Origin of the sequence: Caballeronia glebae, from assembly GCF_001545035.1 — a bacterium.
GTDB classification, from domain to species: Bacteria; Pseudomonadota; Gammaproteobacteria; order Burkholderiales; family Burkholderiaceae; genus Caballeronia; species Caballeronia glebae.
Genome location: NZ_FCOJ02000061.1, coordinates 23,657 through 43,044 on the forward strand (window position 1 = coordinate 23,657; position 19,388 = coordinate 43,044).

General features: G+C 63.5%; 17 protein-coding genes. 7 read left to right on the forward strand and 10 right to left on the reverse strand.

The window, feature by feature from the left end:
- The first annotated feature begins 45 nt into the window (after positions 1-45).
- From AWB82_RS29865 to AWB82_RS29875, 3 genes are all read left to right on the forward strand, one after another.
- Positions 46-921 carry a DMT family transporter gene (locus AWB82_RS29865; protein WP_086972930.1) on the forward strand — a complete coding sequence of 292 codons (876 nt, stop codon included), beginning with the start codon at positions 46-48 and terminating at the stop codon, positions 919-921.
- 501 nt (positions 922-1,422) lie between these two features.
- Positions 1,423-2,196 (forward strand): RodZ family helix-turn-helix domain-containing protein, encoded by a 774-nt coding sequence (locus tag AWB82_RS29870; RefSeq protein ID WP_200818227.1) that lies wholly within the window; start codon positions 1,423-1,425, stop codon positions 2,194-2,196.
- Between the two features lie 40 nt (positions 2,197-2,236).
- On the forward strand, positions 2,237-3,301 hold the full coding sequence (locus tag AWB82_RS29875) for a GGDEF domain-containing protein (RefSeq protein ID WP_086972947.1): 1,065 nt from the start codon (positions 2,237-2,239) through the stop codon (positions 3,299-3,301).
- A 9-nt stretch (positions 3,302-3,310) separates the two neighbouring features.
- On the opposite strand, the gene AWB82_RS29880 is transcribed toward AWB82_RS29875, so the two are convergent.
- Positions 3,311-4,222, reverse strand: a complete 912-nt coding sequence (locus tag AWB82_RS29880; protein WP_086972931.1) for a recombination-associated protein RdgC — start codon at positions 4,220-4,222, stop codon at positions 3,311-3,313.
- A 53-nt stretch (positions 4,223-4,275) separates the two neighbouring features.
- Positions 4,276-5,214 (reverse strand): DMT family transporter, encoded by a 939-nt coding sequence (locus AWB82_RS29885; RefSeq protein WP_086972932.1) that lies wholly within the window; start codon positions 5,212-5,214, stop codon positions 4,276-4,278.
- A gap of 111 nt (positions 5,215-5,325) precedes the next feature.
- Here AWB82_RS29885 and AWB82_RS29890 point away from each other — a divergent pair, with 111 nt between their 5' ends.
- Both AWB82_RS29890 and AWB82_RS29895 read left to right on the forward strand, forming a co-directional pair.
- Positions 5,326-5,796: an Lrp/AsnC family transcriptional regulator gene (locus AWB82_RS29890; protein WP_086972933.1), complete on the forward strand. Its 471-nt coding sequence runs from the start codon at positions 5,326-5,328 to the stop codon at positions 5,794-5,796.
- Between the two features lie 86 nt (positions 5,797-5,882).
- Positions 5,883-6,203, forward strand: coding sequence for a hypothetical protein (locus AWB82_RS29895; RefSeq protein WP_086972934.1), 321 nt, complete (start codon positions 5,883-5,885; stop codon positions 6,201-6,203).
- Positions 6,204-6,279: 76 nt separating this feature from the next.
- Here AWB82_RS29895 and AWB82_RS38090 read toward each other — a convergent pair whose 3' ends face one another.
- Entirely contained in the window at positions 6,280-6,435 is a 156-nt protein-coding gene (locus AWB82_RS38090) for a hypothetical protein (RefSeq protein ID WP_200818228.1), read from the reverse strand.
- A 195-nt stretch (positions 6,436-6,630) separates the two neighbouring features.
- On the opposite strand from AWB82_RS38090, the gene AWB82_RS29900 reads away from it, so the two are divergent.
- The gene (locus AWB82_RS29900; RefSeq protein ID WP_086972949.1) at positions 6,631-8,025 is read left to right on the forward strand and encodes a selenium-binding family protein; all 1,395 of its coding nucleotides are present in this window, start codon (positions 6,631-6,633) and stop codon (positions 8,023-8,025) included.
- 20 nt (positions 8,026-8,045) lie between these two features.
- Entirely contained in the window at positions 8,046-8,669 is a 624-nt protein-coding gene (locus tag AWB82_RS29905) for a hypothetical protein (protein WP_086972935.1), read from the forward strand.
- Positions 8,670-8,762: 93 nt separating this feature from the next.
- Here the strand turns inward: AWB82_RS29905 and AWB82_RS29910 are convergent, their stop codons facing one another.
- From AWB82_RS29910 to AWB82_RS29940, 7 genes are all read right to left on the reverse strand, one after another.
- Positions 8,763-10,262: an efflux transporter outer membrane subunit gene (locus tag AWB82_RS29910; RefSeq protein WP_086972936.1), complete on the reverse strand. Its 1,500-nt coding sequence runs from the start codon at positions 10,260-10,262 to the stop codon at positions 8,763-8,765.
- Positions 10,262-11,482, reverse strand: coding sequence for an efflux RND transporter periplasmic adaptor subunit (locus tag AWB82_RS29915; RefSeq protein ID WP_086972937.1), 1,221 nt, complete (start codon positions 11,480-11,482; stop codon positions 10,262-10,264). The genes AWB82_RS29910 and AWB82_RS29915 overlap by 1 nt, the downstream gene beginning before the upstream one ends.
- A gap of 27 nt (positions 11,483-11,509) precedes the next feature.
- The gene (locus tag AWB82_RS29920; protein WP_086972938.1) at positions 11,510-14,698 is read right to left on the reverse strand and encodes an efflux RND transporter permease subunit; all 3,189 of its coding nucleotides are present in this window, start codon (positions 14,696-14,698) and stop codon (positions 11,510-11,512) included.
- A 254-nt stretch (positions 14,699-14,952) separates the two neighbouring features.
- Positions 14,953-16,293, reverse strand: coding sequence for a phenylacetate--CoA ligase PaaK (gene paaK / locus AWB82_RS29925; protein ID WP_086972939.1), 1,341 nt, complete (start codon positions 16,291-16,293; stop codon positions 14,953-14,955).
- A gap of 33 nt (positions 16,294-16,326) precedes the next feature.
- Positions 16,327-17,841, reverse strand: coding sequence for a 3-hydroxyacyl-CoA dehydrogenase (locus tag AWB82_RS29930; protein ID WP_086972940.1), 1,515 nt, complete (start codon positions 17,839-17,841; stop codon positions 16,327-16,329).
- 12 nt (positions 17,842-17,853) lie between these two features.
- Positions 17,854-19,056 carry a 3-oxoadipyl-CoA thiolase gene (gene pcaF, locus AWB82_RS29935; RefSeq protein ID WP_086972941.1) on the reverse strand — a complete coding sequence of 401 codons (1,203 nt, stop codon included), beginning with the start codon at positions 19,054-19,056 and terminating at the stop codon, positions 17,854-17,856.
- A gap of 173 nt (positions 19,057-19,229) precedes the next feature.
- Positions 19,230-19,388 (reverse strand): 2Fe-2S iron-sulfur cluster-binding protein (locus tag AWB82_RS29940; protein WP_143756919.1); only part of this gene is annotated, 159 nt, incomplete at its 5' end.

Consider the following 19,388-nt stretch of genomic DNA (forward strand, 5'->3'; position numbering starts at 1 on the left):
GGACGCGCGTGCGCTACAGTGGTGCGCCCTCGTCCAGCGCCGCCGATGTCCAGCCCCGCACGCTCGCACGGCACGCGCATCGCCATGCTCACCGTCATCGCGATGCTCGCGTTCGCCGGCAACTCGCTCCTGTGCCGCCTCGCGCTCAAAGGCGCGCGCATCGACGCGGCGAGCTTCACGCTCGTGCGCATCGCGTCGGCGGCGCTCGTGCTGTGGATCATCCTGCTCGCGCGCGGCAGCCCGAATCGCGATGAAGCGCGACGCGCCGGAAGCCTTGCGTCGGCGCTCGCGTTGATCGTCTATGCGGCGGCCTTCTCTTTTGCGTATGTGCGGCTCGCGGCCGGCGCCGGCGCGCTGCTGCTCTTCGGCGCGGTGCAGGCGACGATGATCGGCTACGGCATCGCCACCGGCGAGCGCCTCGCCGCGACGCAATGGCTCGGCTTGCTGCTCGCGCTCGCCGGGCTCGTGTGGCTCGTGCTGCCGGGACTCGCCGCGCCCGATCCGGCGTCGTCGGTCTTGATGATCGCCGCGGGCATCGGCTGGGGCGTCTACTCGCTGCGCGGACGTGGCCAGGCCGACCCCGTCGCCGTGACCGCGGGCAATTTCCTGCGCGCGCTTCCTTTCGCGATCGCGGTGTCGGCGCTCGCATTCGCGTTCGCGGGTACGAACGTCGCTGCTTCAGGCTTCGCCTACGCCGCCGCGTCGGGCGCGCTCACCTCGGGGCTCGGCTATGTCGTCTGGTACGCGGCGTTGAAAGGGCTGGCGTCGGCGACGGCCGCCACCGTGCAACTGAGCGTACCCGTGATCACGGCGGCGGGCGGCGTGCTGCTGCTCGACGAGACGCTCACGGCGCGGCTCGTGGGAAGTTCGGTCGCGATACTCGGCGGCATCGCGCTCGTGGTGTCGTCCAAGCGCCGATGACCAGGTGTTGCGCGCGTTCCACGCAAAGACTCGCCATGCGCGTATGTGCGCCATCTCACATACGCGCGGGAACTTCCTCTGAAGAATGATGCATACGCGAGTCCTCAAATGAGGGCGGGAACGAAGAATGCTTAACTAGTGGCCAAACTTGCTTCGTCGCGACGCGCGATACGGTGAAAATCACGGTTAAATCACGGTGATATGGCCCGCCGGGCGACGCCCAGCCCGTTTCGCCGCGCACCGGATGCAACGATCCGCAGCGTCGTTTCAACGCCTTCTCGCCGCCCCTGATTGTGGCGGTGTGCGGTGCGAGTTACATTGTTTGGCAAATATGGGCCGGCAGCGCATGCTGAACCGGCATCCGGCTGTTACGTCCGACGAAGCCGCATCGCGTTTAATTGTTCATATGATGGGACGCGCGAGGTGAAACACCGGACCGAGCGTGCGCCGTGCGTTCGCGCTGGCCCGCTGTCTGACGAATACGTTCTGGAGAGCGCTGTCATGCCTCAGCACGCAAAGCTACCCGAAGCGAGCATCGCGGAGCACGCAAGTCCTGCGAATGATCCCACTGTCACTCCCCTGCCCGAGACTGCAATCGATTTCGACGACGAACCCGGCCCCATGCGCACGCCTCGGCGCTTCGGGCGTCTCGCGCTGTGGATGGCGTCGGCGAGCGCGCTCGGCATCGGCGTGCTCGGCACCGTTGGGTACGGCATGTGGTTCAACCACGACCAGCGCGTCTATGCCGAAGCGATGGCGAGCGCGCGCCGCACGCTTGGCATCGATCAGCCTGTAATCGCCGCGCAGACGCAATCGGCCGGCGTCGTGGAAGCGCCTTTGAGCGCGGCGCCCGGCCGCGCGATGCCCTACGCATCGAACGACGCGCTCGCGCCCGCTTCCATCGACACGGCCGCGCTCGCGGACAACGCACCCGTCGCCGATGTCACCGACGTAACCACCCTCGCCGATGGCTCCGACGCGGCGCTCGCCACGGCTTCCGCGCTGCCGCAACAAGCCGACGCATCGGGTGCGCCCGTGCAGAGCGCCGCCGTGCAACGCCGCGGCAATCCATCCGCGACGCAGCGTGCCGCCGCCGATCGAGGCAATCGCACCGATCAGTACGCGCAATCGCGCAGGCATCAGACCCAGGCGCAGACGCAAACCCGCGCGAAACCCGAAGGCGGACTTTTCGCACGCGTGGGCGCGTTCTTTCATCGAGTGAGCTATCGACACAATGTCCCGACCCGTCAGCGAGAGGAGTATTCCCGTCCCTGAGGAGACGCTGGCGAGCCGCGTGCGGCGCGCGCTCATGCGCATGCGCGTGCCCGGCCCCGCGCCGCTCGCGGGGGCCGCCTTGCTGTGTCTGCTGATCGGTCTGCTATTGCTGGCGTTGCAGGTCCGCGCGATCTTTTCCGCGCAACTGCAGCAAGAGTATGTCGGGCTCGTGCTCGAAGCGGTCGAGCGCGCCGACACCGCCCGCGCGACCGCCCTCTCCCTGCAGAACACGCCCGCCGGCGATGCACAGCATCAGGCCGCGTATCGAGAGGCGCGCATCGAACTGGCCGCACGGCTCGCGGCGCTGCACGCGCTGGTGTCGTCGAGTCCGATGTCCGCGCCATCGCTGCCCGCTGCCGTGCTCTCGCCCGCCGCCGCGCTCGGCGAGGCCAGCTCCGCGCTCGATTCGACCTATGCCTGGTGGCGCACCGAGCGCGATCGCACGAGCGCGGACGCGCGCGAGCGCATCCTGAGCGTGTCGCATACGCTGATCGCGCTGTCGGCGATCGTGTTCGGCGTGCTCATCACCGCGCTCGGCATGTATGCAAAACGCAATCGTCAGCTTCTCGGTATTTCGAACGAATTCGAGCAGGCCTCGCTGCACGATCCGATGACGGGCCTGCCCAACCGCCGCAAGCTCTTCGCGACGCTGGAGGAAGCGGCGAACGCGCTCGCGAGCGGCGCGCGCGGGTCGACGCGCATCGCGGTGTTGTATATCGATCTCGATGGTTTCAAGCGCGTCAACGATACGCACGGCCACCGCATCGGCGATGAATTTCTGATCGCGGTGTCGCGGCGTTTTCGTCAGGCGGTGCGCGGCTGCGACCTGGTCGCGCGCATCGGCGGCGACGAGTTCGCGCTGCTCGTGAGCGAGTTTTCGAGCGATGGCGAGCTTGCCGCGATCGCCCAGCGAATCATCGCGTGCGTCGGGGAAACCGATGCGCAGATGGGACTCTCGATCGTGCGCGCGAGTATCGGCATCGCGAGCTTTCCGGATCGCGTCGACGATTACTGGCGGCTCGTCGCCGTCGCCGACGACACGATGTACACCGTCAAGCGCAACGGCAAGAACGGCTACGCGTTCGCGTCCGCGCCGTCGGCCTGACGCGCGTTCTCACGCGGCGGCGCGCAAGTCCTCTTCGCCGCCCAGCGCCTCGGTCAGCGCCGACAGCATGCGCGCGAGTTCGCCCGTCATCAGGATGAAGTCGGATTCGAAGCGCTCGTCGTCGTTCGACGCGGTGGGATCGGCCGCTTCCTTGATGACGTCGAGCGCGCTCACACGCTTGAGCGTGAGCGATGGCGTCAGCACGTACGACACGCGGTCGTCCCACGTCATCGCGAGACGCATGCACTGCTTGCCCGCTTCGATATGGCGGCGCATGTCGTCCGTTTCGAGCGCGTGGCCGACGTAGCGCACTGTCGCGTTGCCTTCGCCCGTCGAGCGCAGTTCGGTGTCGCGATCGAGCGTGAAGCCCGCGGGCGCATCGCCCGAAAGCAGCCATTCGGTCATCGCCGAAACGGGCGAGCGCGCGGTGCGCACGCTGGCGAGCGGCAGATCGGTGACGGACTTAACGAGCAAACCGATGATGTCGTCGCACAGATTCGCCGACGACGAATCGATCGCGAGCCAGCCGTTCACGGGATCGATCCACACGCGCGTGTCGCGGCGGATGCTGAACGCGCGCGGCAAGAGTTCGTCGGTGATCTGCTCTTTCAGTTCGCGCAGTTGCTTTCTGCCCGGCTTGAAGCCTTGCTGCTCTTCGAGTTCGGCGGCGCGTTCCTTCACGAACTGCGTGACGACGGATGCGGGCAGAAGCTTTTTCTCCGCGCGATAGGCGATGAGCATCTGACGGTTCGTCGTGTAGACGAGTTCATCGTCGCCGCGCGGCGAGACCCAGCCGCGCCGCTCGTTCTCGATGCTCGACGCCGCGCTGAACGCGAGCGGCGCGAGCCATTGCTGCATTTGCTGCGGCGTGACGGACCAGTGTGCGGGGAGACGATGAAGCTGAAGATTCTTGAACCACATGGCGCGGGATTTCGATGTAGTCGGAAAGGGGCGCCATTTTATACGAGTGCGCGTCAATCGTTCGCGCGCTGTTTTTGCGGCACGATCCGCCACTGCAGATTCACCCCCGCCGCCGCGAGCAGAATCAGAACCGCGCCGGCCAGCTGCGGCCATGCGAGCCGCTGCCCGAACGCGAGCCAGTCGACGACGATCGCCACCACCGGATAGATGAACGACAGCGCGCCCGTCATCGCCGTCGGCAGCTTCTGGATCGCGCCGTACAGCAGCACGTACATGAGCCCCGTGTTGACGACGCCGAGCACGACGAGATCGGACCAGCCGCCGAGCGACGCGGGCGTCTCGTCGAAGCGCGCGAACGGCGCCAGCATCGCGATGCCGAACAACACGTGCAGCATCGCGATCAGATGCGGCGGCGTGCCCTTCAGACGCTTCGTGACGATCGACGATATCGCGTACAGAAAAGCCGCGCCGAGCGCATACGCGATGCCTTCGAGATACTGACCGGGCATCGCGAGCACGGCCGGCTCGACGCGCACCACCATCACGAGGCCGATGAACGCGACGCCGAGCCACGCGATCGTCGACGCCGACACGCGCTCGCGCAAAACGAGCACGCCCAACGCGACGAGCATGAACGGCTGCGTGTTGTAGACGGTCGTCGCCATCGAGATCGACGCGCGCGAATACGCGGCGAAAAGCAACAGCCAGTTGCCGACGATCGCCACGCTGCCGAGCGCGACCAGACCGATCATGCGCCACGAAAAGTACTGCTTCTTCAGAAAGCCGAGCGCCGCGCACACGGCGACGAGCGTCGCGCCTCCGAACACGCAGCGAAAGAACACCACGTTCCACGGCGTCTGCCCCGACGACACGACGAGCCAGCCGATCGTGCCCGACATCAGCATCGCGAGCGACATTTCGATTGCGCCACGACGCAGTTCATTCGCGTTCGATGCGCCGGCAAGTCGCGCGTCGATTCTTTCCGTATTCATTCCGCGTCTGCCATGCAAGTTTCGATGGCTCAAGTCTATCGATGCGCTCAGCGCAAAACCATGCCTAAAATTAGGCTCGCGTATCTCTTGACCTCTGAGTCGAAGGCCATCATGGGAAAGAACCTGGGCAGCCCGCCGCAACCGGGCATCGACGCAATCGACCGCGAACTCATCGCGATACTAGCGAGCGACGGGCGCATTGCGGTGAGCGAGCTTGCGAAACGCGTGCGGTTGTCGGCGCCGAGCACCGCCGAGCGCATGCGGCGGCTCGAAACGCAAGGCGTTATTCGCGGCTTCACCGTCGATATCGATCCGCGCGCGCTCGGCTATACGCTGCAGGCGATCGTGCGCGTGCAGCCGCTGCCGGGGCAACTGCATCTCGTCGAGGAGGCGATCCGGCGCATTCCCGAGTTCGTCGAATGCGACAAGGTGACGGGCGACGATTGCTTCGTGTGCCGCCTTTATCTGCGCTCGATCGAGCATCTCGACGACATCCTCTCGCGCGTCACTGAACGCGCCGCGACGAGCACGGCCATCGTCAAGGCGACGCCGATCGAAAGACGCCTGCCGCCGCTCGCCTGAAGATGGCGTTTTTACCGGCAGACGAACGGCGTTACACTAAGGACGCTTGAAAAACGCATCAAAGGCCATGCGCGAGAGGAGCGAACATGAGTGACTTCGATGAAAACCGCACCTTCCGCGGACTGCCGCTGACACCCGAGCAAGATGCCGAAGTGCGGCATTACATCAAGAAGAAAAAGCAGCGCAGCGAACCGTGGGACACGCCGGAACTGGAGGCGATGTTGCAGGACATGCTGGAGCCGCCCGCCGACGAGGACGAGCCCGTCGACGACGACACCGACGAGGAAACGCGCTCGGTCGCGGAGCGCGCGTCGGCGTTCATCGACGAAGGCGTGGACCCGATCGAGAACAGCGAGGAATGGCACGCCGCGATGGAAGCCGAAGCGATGAAAGGGCCAAGACGCTGACGCGTTTATTGCGCCGCGCGAAAGAATGCGCCGGTCGATGCCGGCGCTCTGCGTCCCCTTCACATCCACTGCATGTTCAATGCCTGTGCCGCCAGTCGCGCGGCGGATGCGTATCCAGCCAGCGCGCTTTCGGAGTATGGATATGCGGATGCCGGTGATGCATCAAGAGAACCACCGCAACGCATAGCACCAGAAGGAATCCCGCCATCAGGCTGATCATCGGCTCGGCCATCGCTACCTCCTCTTTCGGTCAATGGGCGATGCCTGTATTTTAGGCGCTGTTCGACGCGGCGAATCATGCGCCGCGCACATGCTTTGCACGAAAGCATCTAAACCATCGAAAGCGCGACGTGTCCCCATGTCCTATAGTGCTTGAGCATGCGCGCTTTGCAGCGGAGCGAATCCACTGGGCAACTGGGAGATGCAGATGGCGACATGGAAACCCGATCCGAGCTTCTATCCTTCCCCGCGGCTCGCGGCGAAAGCGCCGCGCGAAACACTGGCTTATGTCGCGACCTTCGATCCCGAGCGCAAGTCGCCGGACAAGATCGCCGTCGTCGATGTCGATCCGGATTCGCCGGACTATACGAAGATCGTCGGCGAAATCGCGATGCCCGATACCGGCGACGAACTGCATCACTTCGGCTGGAACGCGTGCTCGTCGTGCCTGTGCCCGAACGCGCCGCATCCGCACATGGAGCGGCGCTATCTCGTCGTGCCGGGGCTGCGTTCGTCGCGCGTGCATATCATCGACACGAAGCCCGATCCGAAGAAGCCCGTTATCGTGAAGACGATCGAGCCCGAGGAACTCGCGGAAAAAACCGGCTATACGCGCCCGCACACCGTGCACTGCGGACCGGGCGGCATCTACATCACCGCGCTCGGCAATGCCGAAGGCAAGGCGCCCGGCGGCGTGCTGATGCTCGATCAGCAGAGCTTCGATCCGCTCGGCCGCTGGGAAGTGGATCGCGGACCGCAACGCCTCGCGTATGACGGCTGGTGGCATCTCGGCTACGACACGATGGTCACGAGCGAATGGGGCACGCCCGACACTTTCGAGAACGGCCTCGTGCCCGAATTGCTGCTCGGCGCGAAGTACGGGCGCAAGCTGCATTTCTGGGACTTCACGAAGCGCAAACACATTCAGGAGATCGATTTCGGCGACGAGTATCAACTCGTCTTCGAACTGCGTCCCGCACACGATCCGACCAAGGCATACGGCTTCGTGAATTGCGTGATCAGTCTGAAGGATCTGTCGTCGTCGATCTGGACCTGGTATCGCGACAAGGACAAGTGGGCGGTGAAAAAGATCATCGACATTCCCGCCGAACCCGCCGATGCCGACCAGCTGTCTCCGTTATTGAAAGGCTTCAATGCCGTGCCGCCGCTCGTCTCCGATATCGATCTGTCGATGGACGACCGCTTTCTCTACGTGTCGTGCTGGGGCACCGGCGACATGTTGCAGTACGACGTCTCCGATCCGTTCGCGCCGAAGCTGACGGGCAAGGTGCGCATCGGCGGCGTGGTCGCGCGCGCGACGCATCCGGGGGCATCGAACGGTGCGCTCAACGGCGGCCCGCAGATGGTCGAAGTCAGCCGCGACGGACGCCGCGTCTACTTCACGAATTCGCTATACGGCGCGGTCGATGCGCAGTTCTACCCCGAAGGAATCGACGGCTGGATGGTGAAGCTCGACGCCGATCCGAATGGCGGCCTGGCCGTCGACGAGAAGTTTTTCATCGACTGGCCGAAGGGACATCGGCCGCATCAGATCCGGCTGCAAGGTGGCGATTGCTCGTCGGATTCGTACTGTTATCCCTGATCCGCCGCGAGTCGCTTCGCATGGACGCCGCATCGCCCGCGCTACTTTTCACCGCCGCGGGCCTCGGCGCGTTTCACGGCCTCAATCCCGCGATGGGATGGCTGTTCGCGGTCGCGCTCGGTCTCTACGCGCGAAGCCGCCGCGTCGCGCTCGTGTCACTCGTGCCGATTGCGCTGGGGCACGCGGTGTCGGTTGCGCTCGTGCTCGCCGGCGCGCTCACGCTCGGCGCGATGATCGGCCACGACGTGCTCGCGCGCGCAAGCGGGGCGCTTCTGATCGGCTGGGGCGCGTGGAGTGCGTGGCGCGGGCATCGCGGACGCCCGACCGTCGGCATGCGCACCGGGCTTGCCGGCCTCGCGCTATGGTCCTTCGTGATGTCGAGCGCGCACGGCGCGGGATTGATGCTGGTGCCGGCACTCTTGCCGCTTTGTACAGGCGCCCTTGCAAATACCGCGTTCGAAGCCAGCGCGCTCGCGCTGACCGTCCATACCGGCGCGATGCTCGCGGTGATCGCCACGATCTCCATGTTCGCGATGTCGCTTCAGGAACGCGGCGGACTCGGCTTTCTGCGAAGCGGCTGGATCAACGTCGACTGGATCTGGAGCGCGGCGCTGATCGCATGCGGCGTGCTTCTGTTCGCCTGATCTCAGCGCCGCTTCAGGAACACGCTCACGACGCGCGGAAATCGCATTTGCATGCGTCATACACGATGCCATTTTGCATGCATCGTTCAATGTTCAATCGCGTCGCGAAACATCCTCGGGGCTCGGCAATTCGGCGCTGGTCCAGCCTCCGCCCAGCGCCTTGACGAGCGCGACGCTCGCGGCCATGCGCCGCCGCTCGATACGCACCGCCGTGCGTTGATCCGACAGCACGATCGCCTGCGTCACCACCACGCTCAGATACGTGATCGCGCCGTTCTCGTAGCGATTGCTGACCTTGCCGAGCGCGCGCTGGGCGGCATCGACGGCTTCGCGCTGTGCTTCGCTTTCACGGCGCAGCACGTCCAGCGCGTTCAGGTTGTCTTCTACTTGTCCGAATGCGATCAGCACGGTTTGCCGATAATCGGCGACCTTCTCGTCGTAGGCCGCGCGCGCCGCATCGCGAGCCGCCGCGCGACCACCGAAATCCAGCACTGTGAATGCGAGTTGCGGCCCGAGCGACCAGAAGCGGCTCGGCGCCTGAAGCCAAGAACTGAAGTGCGTCGCTTCGAGACCGCCCGTCGCGGCGAGCAGCAAGTTCGGGAAAAACGCCGCCGTCGCCACGCCGACGCGCGCATTCGCCTCGGCAACGCGCCGTTCCGCCGCCGCGATATCCGGCCTGCGTTCGAGCAACGCGGATGGCACGCCGAGCGGCAGCGCTGCGAGCGCGGCCGACGGATGCGGCGAATGCGCTTCGTTGAGCGGCGCGGCATCGAGCGTGAAACTCGACGGATTCTCGCCGACGAGAATCGCGATCGCATTGACGAGGCTCGTTCGCGTGGTCTCCAGATCGATCCACTGCGCCTGCGTTGCGCGCAGTTGCTCCTCGGCCTGCGCGACATCCGATTCCGCCGCGACGCCGCCCGCGAAACGATCGCGCGTGAGCGCGAGCGCCTTCTCATAGGCTTGCAGCGTCGCCTGCAACAACCGTTCTTCCTCGATCGTGCCGCGCAGATCGAAGTAGTCGGTCGCGAGCTCCGCCTGCATCGATAGAATCGCGCTGTGCAAATCAGCATCGCTTGCCTGCGCTTCTGCACGGCCGCCTTCGACAGCACGCGAGATGCGGCCCCACAGATCCGGCTCCCACGAGATTTGCGCGTCGATCAGATAGTCGGGCACGGTCACGCCCGCGCTCGACTTGTACAGAACGTTCGACGACGCGCGCGACTGATTGAACGCGGCGTTCGCGGTGACGGTCGGGAAGTACGCCGAACGCGCCTGCGCGGCCGCCGCACGCGCTCCGCGAAAACGCGCGGAGGCCGCGGCGACGGTCTGGTTCGCGCTCGCGACGCGTTCTTCGAGCGCGTTCAATTGCGGATCGCCATAGACTTCCCACCACGGCGCGCGCGGCTTCGCGTCGGCGGGTTGCGCGGCCTTCCAGTCTTGCGATGCCGATGCGGGCGCATCGAGCGGCATCTGCGACTTGTACGCAGCGGGCGCCGGCGTTTCAGGCCGAACATAATCCGGCCCCACGGCGCAGCCGCTCAATGCCGCGATAGTTAGCGATGCAACTAGTCGATGCGATGCGCGCGTCATCACGACTCGTTTCCTTCGGCCTTCGCCGCCCCGCCGCGCGCGCCCTCGCTTGCACCCGCACTCGCTTCCGCACGGCCGACACGCACGGCCGCGCCATCGACGATCGAGTCGGGTGGATTCACGATCACGCGTTCATCGCCATTCAATCCGGAGACGATGGAGACGCGCGTGCCGTAATCGGTGCCGAGCGTGATCGGCAGAAGCTTCACGCGATTGTTCGCATCGACGCTCGCGGCATGCACGCCGTCCGGACGAAACAGCAGCGCATTGCCCGGCAGCGTGTACGAAGGATTCGCGCTCGTGAGGCGAAAGCGCACCTGCGCATACGCGCCCGCAAGCAAATCGCCGGCCGGATTCTTCACATCGACTTCGACACGCATCGTGCGCGCGACGGGATCGACCGCGCCCGCCGTGCGCACCGTCACACCGTCGAACTTGCGATTACGCTCTTCGTTGAGCAGCAATTCGGCAGGCAAGCCAACCGTGATCATGCGCGCATACGTCTGCGGCACATCGACGAACACGCGCAAGGTCGATGCATCCTGAATATGAAAAAGCTCGCGGCCCGCAGCGCCGCTGCCGGCATCGATCAACTGACCGACATCGGTATTGCGCGCGGTGACGGTGCCGTCGAAGGGCGCATAGATCTTCTGAAACGAGACGAGTTGTTCGAGCCGCGACACGTTCGCCTGCGACGCGTTCAGCGCGGCTTCCTTCGCGAGCATGTCGCCGTTCTTTTCATCGGTCTCCTGACGCGACACCGAGTTGTTCTTCAGCATCTGCGCCCAGCGCTCGGCCGTCGTCTTCGCGAGCAGATAGTTCGCGCGCGCCGTTTGCGCATCGGCGCGCGCCTGACGTAGCTGATCGTTGGTCTCGGGTGCATCGATCTCCGCGAGCAACTGGCCCTTCTTCACCTTCGTGCCGATATCGACGGTCCAGCGCTTGAGATAACCATTGGTGCGCGCGAAGATCGGCGCATCGGAGAACGCGCGGATATCGCCCGCGAGCACGAGATCCTGCGAAGCCTTCATGCGCGCCGGCTTGATAACCTCGACGGTCTGCAAGCCATGCTCGCTCGCGTCGCGTTCGAGCTCCGCATGCGCGGCGCGTCGCGACCAAATCCCTTGCGCGATGAGCGCGACGACGACCACGAGCGCGATCACTAACCATAAGCGCCCTCGCCGCTTGTTGCCCGATCGTTGCGACAACTGCTCTTCCATTCTTGCTCCGCCTGCTGTTCGATTATGTTATTGCGCCGCTTCCTTCGCCGCTGCGTCCCGCCCCTTGCCGCGGGCTTCCATTCGTCGATAGATCATCGAGAACACCACCGGCACGAAGAACAGTGTCGCGACGGTGCCGACCATCAAGCCGCCGATCACCGCGCGCCCGAGCGGCGCGTTTTGCTCCCCGCCTTCACCGAGACCGATCGCCATCGGCACCATGCCGATCATCATCGCGAGTGCGGTCATCAACACCGGCCTGAAACGCGAATAGCCCGCTTCCAGCGCGGAGCGAACCGCGTCGCCATGTTCGGCGAGCGCCGTGCGCGCGAAACTCACCACGAGAATGCTGTTTGCCGTCGCGATGCCGATACACATGATTGCGCCCGTCAACGCCGGAATCGACAGCGTCGTATGCGTCAGGAACAACATCCACACGATGCCCGCGAGCGCGCCCGGCAATGCGGTGATGATGATGAACGGATCGAGCCACGACTGAAAGTTCACGACGATCAGCAAGTACACCAGCACGACCGCGAGAATGAGCCCGAACGCCAGCCCCGAAAAAGATCCGTTCATCGTTTCGACCTGGCCGCGCATGTCTATCGATGAGCCTTTGGGCATCTCGCCGCGCGCTTCGTCGATGATGCGTTGCACATCGTCCGCCACCGCGCCGAGATCGCGCCGCTCGGTGGTCGCATAGAGATTGATGGTGGTCTGCGCGTTGTAGTGATAGACGACGGCATCGCGCGCGCCGCGCGACAGCGAAGCGAGCGCGCCGAGAATATTGGTCTTGCCGCTCGCCGACGTCACCGGAATGTTGGCCACCGATTGCAGCGAGTCCATGTCGTACTGCGGCGCGGTGGTGATGACGTTATAGCTCACGCCATTCACGGGGTTGAGCCAGAACGTGGGCGTCGTTTGCTGACTGCCCGATAGCGTGATGAGCAGGTTGTTCGCGACATCGCGCTGCGTGAAGCCCGCTTGCAGCGCCTTGGTGCGATCGACCTCGACGTTGATCGAGGGCAGATCGGAAGGCTGCTGGATGCGCGCATCGACGAGACCCGGCACACGGCGGATCTTTTCCAGCATGCGATTGGCCAACGCGCGATTGCCGCGCACATCGCGTCCAGTGATTGCTATATCGATCGGCGCGGGTACGCCGAAGTTGAGGATCTGACTCACGATATCCGCGGGCAGAAACGAGAACGTCACACCGGGAAACTCTTGCGGCAGGCGCTTTCGCAATTCGTGGATATAACCTTCGGTAGGCGCGTGATCTTCGTTGAGGCTGATGAGTACATCGGCATCGGCGGAACTGACCGTGCCCGTATTGTTATACGAGAGATTGATGCCCGATACCGGCAGCCCCATGTTATCGATGATCGAGCGAACCTCGCCGCGTGGAATCAATTGTCTGATGCGTGCATCGACGCGATCGGTCAGCGCCGCCGTTTCCTCGATGCGCGTGCCCGTCTTCCCGCGCATATGCAGCGCGATCACGCCCGAATCGATCGACGGAAAGAAGTCGCGCCCGAGAAACGGCGCAAGGCCGAGCGACAACAGGCAGCACAGTAGAAACAGCGAAGCGAAGCGGCCAGGATGCGCTAGCTGCGCTTCGAGAAAGCGTCCATAGCGCTCGCGAATGGACTCGAAATGACGCTCGAACGCGAGATGAATGCGCACGAACGGATTGCGTGAGCCTTTCATCGATTCGACATCGCCGCCCATGTGCTCGTGATGACGCAACAGATATTTCGCGAGCGTCGGGATAAGCGTGCGCGAGAAGAAATACGACGCGAGCATGGCGAACACGACAGCTTCGGCCATCGGCACGAACAGGTAATGCGCGACGCCTGTCAGCAGGAACATCGGAATGAACACGATGCAGATCGAGAGCGTCGATACGAGCGTCGGCACCGCGATCTGCTGCGCGCCATCGAGAATCGCATGCTCCAGTTCTTTGCCCTGCTCCAGGTTCTGGCTGATGTTTTCGATTGCAACTGTCGCGTCGTCGACGAGAATACCGACCGCGAGCGCGAGGCCGCCGAGCGTCATGATATTTATCGTCTGTCCGATCGCGGAGAGCGCGACGATCGACGTCAACATCGAGAGCGGGATCGAGATCGCGATGATGAGCGTCGCGCGCCAGCTTCCCAGGAACAGCAAGACCATCAGCGCGGTCAGGCCCGCTGCGATCACCGCTTCACGCAACACGCCCGACACTGACGCGCGCACGAATAACGATTGATCGGCCACGGGCTCGATCTTGAGCGACTCGGGCACCATGCCGCGCAAGGTCGGCAACAGGTTCTTCACGCGCGCGACGATATCGAGTGTCGATGCATTGCCGCTCTTGTTGATCGTGAGTAAGGAAGCGCGCGTGCCGTCCACCCGCACGATATTGGTCTGCGGCTGGAAGCCATCGCGCACGTGCGCGACGTCCTTGATATAGATCGTGCCGCCGGGACCGGTCCGTATCGGTATATCGTTAAGTCCTTCGATCGAACCCGGACTCGCATTCAGACCGACCGAATATTCGGTCGAGCCGATCTTCGTCGTGCCCGTCGGCAGAATGAGGTTCTGCGCGCTGATCGCATTGACGACATCGGTAGGCGCAAGGTTCTTCGCCTGCAGCTTGCGCGAATCGATATCGACCATGATTTGCCGCTGCTTGCCGCCATAGGGCAATGGCACCGAAGCGCCCTGTACGGTCGCAAGTTGCGTCTTCAGAAAGCTATTGCCGAAGTCGTAGAGCTGCTGTTCGGTGAGTTCCGCCGACGACAACGCGAGCCGCAGAATCGGCACCGTCGACGCATTGAAGCGCAAGATGTTCGGCGGCGTGATGCCCGGCGGAAGCGAGCGTAATTGCGTTTGCGAGAGCGCGGTAATTTCGGCGATAGCTTCATCGACATTCGCGTTCGGCTGAAAGTAGATGCGAATCACCGCAATGCCCGGCAGCGACTCCGACTCGATATGTTCGATGTCGTTCACCGCCACCGATAACCCGCGCTCATAGTTGAGCGTGATACGCCGTTCCATCTGGTCGGGCGGCAGACCCGTGTACGACCAGATGACGCTGACGACGGGAATATCGATGTTAGGAAAGATATCGGTCGGCGTGCGCAGAATGACGAGCGGACCGATGATCAGCAAGAGCAACGACAGGACGATGAATGTGTACGGGCGCTTGAGCGCGAGTCTGACAATCCACATCTAGGTTCCGCCTGCCCCGTTTGTTGTTCGTTGCTCGAATACTTTGCGACTATTCTGCGACTACTACGCAAATGCACTCGATACGATGACACAACTGAAGCTTACAAAACAATTTGCGCAAACGGTTGCGAGGGTTTATGCGGAAGTATTTCTGCAGAAGAATGTGGGGCCGTTTCGGAAATGGAACGCGCGCCCCAATTGATGAGAATGGAATAGCGCCCCGCAGAACGCGAGGCGCTTGACGAAAAGAAATGTTATGCGGTCGCCGGACGCAGGTCGACTACCCGCTTCGCCTTGCCGGTCGCGGTCGTCGGCAGTTCACCGGAATCGACCACACGCACTTGCGTCGATACGCCGACCATCGTCTTGACGCGATGTTGAAGTTCGCGCGATAACCCGGCGCGGTCGCTCTCGTTCAACGTCGCGCAAACTTCAGCGCGCGCTTCCACGGAAACGGACAGCGAATCCATGTGACCCTCGCGCGACACGCACAATTGATACTGACCGCTCAGGCGCGGAATCGCGAGGATCAGTTCCTCGATCTGGCTCGGAAAGACATTCACGCCGCGAATGATGAGCATGTCGTCCGAGCGGCCCGTGATCTTCGCGAGACGGCGCATCGAGCGCGCGCTCGGCGGCAGCAACGAGGTGAGATCGCGCGTGCGGTAGCGGATCATCGGCATGGCTTCCTTCGTGAGCGACGTGAAAACCAGTTCGCCCGTGCTGCCTTCCGGAAGCACTTCGCCCGTCACCGGATCGATGATCTCCGGATAGAAATGGTCTTCCCAGATCGTCGGGCCATCTTTCGTTTCGATGCACTCGCACGCAACGCCCGGACCCATGATCTCCGATAACCCGTAGATGTCGAGCGCCTGTATGCCCGCGCGCGTTTCGATTTCGCTGCGCAATCCCTGGCTCCATGGCTCGGCCCCGAAGATGCCGATCTTGAGCGACGTGCTCGCCGGGTCCATGCCCTGGCGCGCCATTTCATCGAGCAAATTCAGCATGTACGAAGGCGTGACGAGAATGATCTTCGGCTCGAAGTCGCGGATCAGTTGAACCTGCTTTTCGGTCTGTCCGCCCGACATCGGCACGACCATGCAGCCCAGACGTTCAGCGCCGTAGTGAATGCCGAGACCGCCTGTGAACAGACCATAACCGAACGCATTGTGCAGCGTGTCGCCCTTTCGGCCGCCAGCGGCTCTGATCGAACGCGCGGTGACGTTGGCCCATGTGTCGATGTCCTTCGCCGTATAGCCGACCACCGTCGGCTTGCCCGTCGTGCCGCTCGATGCGTGCACGCGCACGACCTGATCGCGCGGCACCGCGAAGAGCCCAAACGGATAGTTGTCACGTAAATCGGTTTTCGTCGTGGTCGGAAAACGCGCGAGATCGGACAGTTCGCGCAGGTCGTCGGGATGCACGCCGGCAGCATCGAAAGCGCGGCGATAGTGCGCCACGTTTTCGTAGGCGTGGCGCAACGACCACTTCAGGCGTTCGAGTTGCAGCGCCTGAAGTTCGTCCCGGCTCGCGCGCTCGATCGGTTCCATTTCGCTTTGCTGTGCAATGGATTGAAGCACGGTTGTCTCCTGCATGAATGCTCGATGAATGAATGACGCGAATTCGGTTCAGTGAAAACGCTGGCCCGAATATCGCAATGCCGAGAAGAGCGGCGATGCGCGATAACGGTCTTCGCCGTAGTGCGCCGCGAGATGAACCAGCACATCGTGAATGCGCCCGATGCCGATACGTTCGCCCCACGCGAGCGGCCCGAGCGGATAGTTCACGCCCTTCTCCATCGCGAGGTCGAGATCGGCGCTCGTGCAAACGCCTTGATTTACGGCATCCGCCGCTTCGTTCACCAGCATCGCGACCGTGCGCATCACGGCCATGCCGGCAATATCCTTCAATGGCACTACTGCATAGCCTGCTTGCGTCAATGCGCCGACTACCGCTGCGTACGCATCGGCGCAACACTGGCGCGCGCGTGTGAGCGCGACGCTCGGCGCGTTCCCATAGTCGAGCGCGAGATCGATCAGCACGATGTTATCGATGCCGAGCGCATGCGCGCGTTCGGTCGCCGTGCGGCCATCGGTGATAAAGAGAAAGGCATCGTCGATCTGCGCGATGAGGCCGGGCATATCGTTACGGTCGACGCTCGCGCAGGCTATGCGCGCTTGCAGGCACTCATACAAAGGCACGCTTTCACCGAGCACGATTTTCGACGGCGAACGCGTATTCGTTTCGATGCACGTGGCAGGCTTCACGGCATCGGCGGCATAGTCATAGATGCCACGGCCCGACTTGCGGCCGAGAAATCCCGCATTCACCAGTTCCCGCTGAATCAGCGAAGGCGTGAAACGCGGATCGTTGAAGTACGCCTCGAACACCGATTGCGTCACGGCGAAATTTACGTCGTGGCCAATCAGATCCATCAACTCGAACGGCCCCATTCTGAAGCCGCCCGAATCGCGCATGACGGCATCGATGGAAGCTGCATCGGCGCCCTGCTCGTTGAGCACGCGCAAGCCTTCCGCATAGAACGGCCGCGCCACGCGATTGACGATGAAGCCCGGCGTCGACTTTGCATGGACCGGCGTCTTGCCCCATGCAGCCGATGTGGCATACACGGTTTGCGCGACCGCGGCGGATGTCGCGAGTCCGTGCACGACTTCGACGAGTGCCATCAGCGGCGCCGGGTTGAAGAAGTGCATGCCGACCACGCGCGACGGATGCATCAAGGGCGCCGCGATAGCCGTGATCGAGATGGACGACGTGTTGGTCGCGAGTATGCACTCGGACGCCACCATGCCTTCGAGTTCGCCGAACAACGCACGCTTGACGTCGAGACGTTCTGCAACGGCTTCGATGACGAGCGACGCCGTGCGCAAGTCTGCGAGACTCGTAATAATGCGCACGCGGTCGATAGCTCGATGTCCCGTGGGCTCATCGAGTTTCTTCTTGTCGATCAGGCGCTGCACGTTCGCCGCGATGCCGGCGCGCGCCTTGTCGAGTGCTTTCGAGTCGAGGTCGTAAAGCAGCACGGTGTGTCCTGCCAGCGCCGCGACTTGCGCGATGCCCGCGCCCATCGCGCCGGCGCCGATCACACCGACGACCGCCGATGTCTGAATGGCTTGTGTCATGTCGTGAAGCCCTCAAACGCGCTCGATCGCGATTGCAATGCCCTGGCCCACTCCGATGCACATCGTGCACAACGCATAGCGACCGGCGCGGCGTTCGAGTTCGAACATCGCGGTCGTGACCAGGCGCGCGCCGGATGCGCCGAGCGGATGACCGAGCGCAATGGCGCCGCCGTTCGGATTCACGCGCGGATCGTCTTCGGCAAGGCCCAGCTGACGAAGCACCGCGAGGCCTTGCGATGCGAAGGCTTCGTTGAGTTCGATGACGTCGAACTGCTCCAGCGTGAGGCCCGTGCGTGCGAGAAGCTTCTTCGTCGCGGGCGCGGGACCGATGCCCATGATGCGCGGCTCGACGCCCGCCGTCGCCATGCCGATGATGCGCGCACGCGGCGTGAGCCCATGGCGCTTCGCCGCATCCTCGTTCGCGATGATGAGCGCGCATGCGCCATCGTTCACGCCCGATGCATTGCCCGCCGTCACACTGCCGTCGGCGCGCACGACGCCCTTCAGCTTCGCGAGCGATTCGAGCGAGGTCTCGCGCGGATGCTCGTCTCGATCGACCGCCACCGTTTCGCCCTTCTTTTGCGGCACGTTCACCGCAACGATTTCCTGTGCGAGCGTGCCATCGGCCCGTGCGCGTGCGGCGCGCTGCTGGCTGCGCAGCGCGAACCGGTCCTGCGCATCGCGCGAGATATTGAAATCGACGGCGACGTTCTCCGCGGTCTCGGGCATCGAATCGACGCCGTAGCGCTCACGCATCGCGCGATTGATGAAGCGCCAGCCGATGGTCGTATCGAAGATATCGGCCGAACGCGAGAACGCGCTCGACGCCTTGCCCATCACGAACGGCGCGCGCGTCATGCTTTCGACGCCGCCGGCAAGATAGAGCGAGCCGTCGCCCGCCTTGATCGCGCGCGCGGCGCTGCCGACCGCGTCCATGCCCGAGCCGCACAGGCGGTTGATCGTCGAGCCGGGCACATCGACAGGCAAGCCCGCCAGCAGGCTCGACATGCGCGCGACGTTGCGGTTATCTTCGCCTGCCTGATTGGCGCAGCCGTAGATCACGTCGTCGATCTGCGCCCATTCCACCGATGCGTTGCGCTTCATGAGCGCGGTGATGGGCACGGCGCCGAGATCGTCGGCGCGGACGTCCTTGAAAACGCCACCGTAGCGGCCGATGGGCGTACGAATCGCATCGCAGATGAAGGCTTCAGTCATGACAAGTCTCGATGTGGAGGATGATCGATCGCAACGAAGCCGCGCAATAGTTGCATTGCTAACGACTTCGGGCTTGAATCGCGTTGGAAACTTTTTGGAATCGGTTCGGCTTCACGCGCATCGTTGCGATGCGCGTCTTTCACAGGAATTGAGACAGCGGGCGGGCGGCTTGCTTAACGCTCGTCGAAACTCACGACCACGCGCTCGCTCACCGGATGGCACTGGCAAGTCAGCACGAAACCCTCATCGATCTCGTGTTGTTCGAGCGTGTAGTTCTTCTCCATCTTCACTTCGCCTTCGAGCACTTTCGCGCGGCACGTGCAGCACACTCC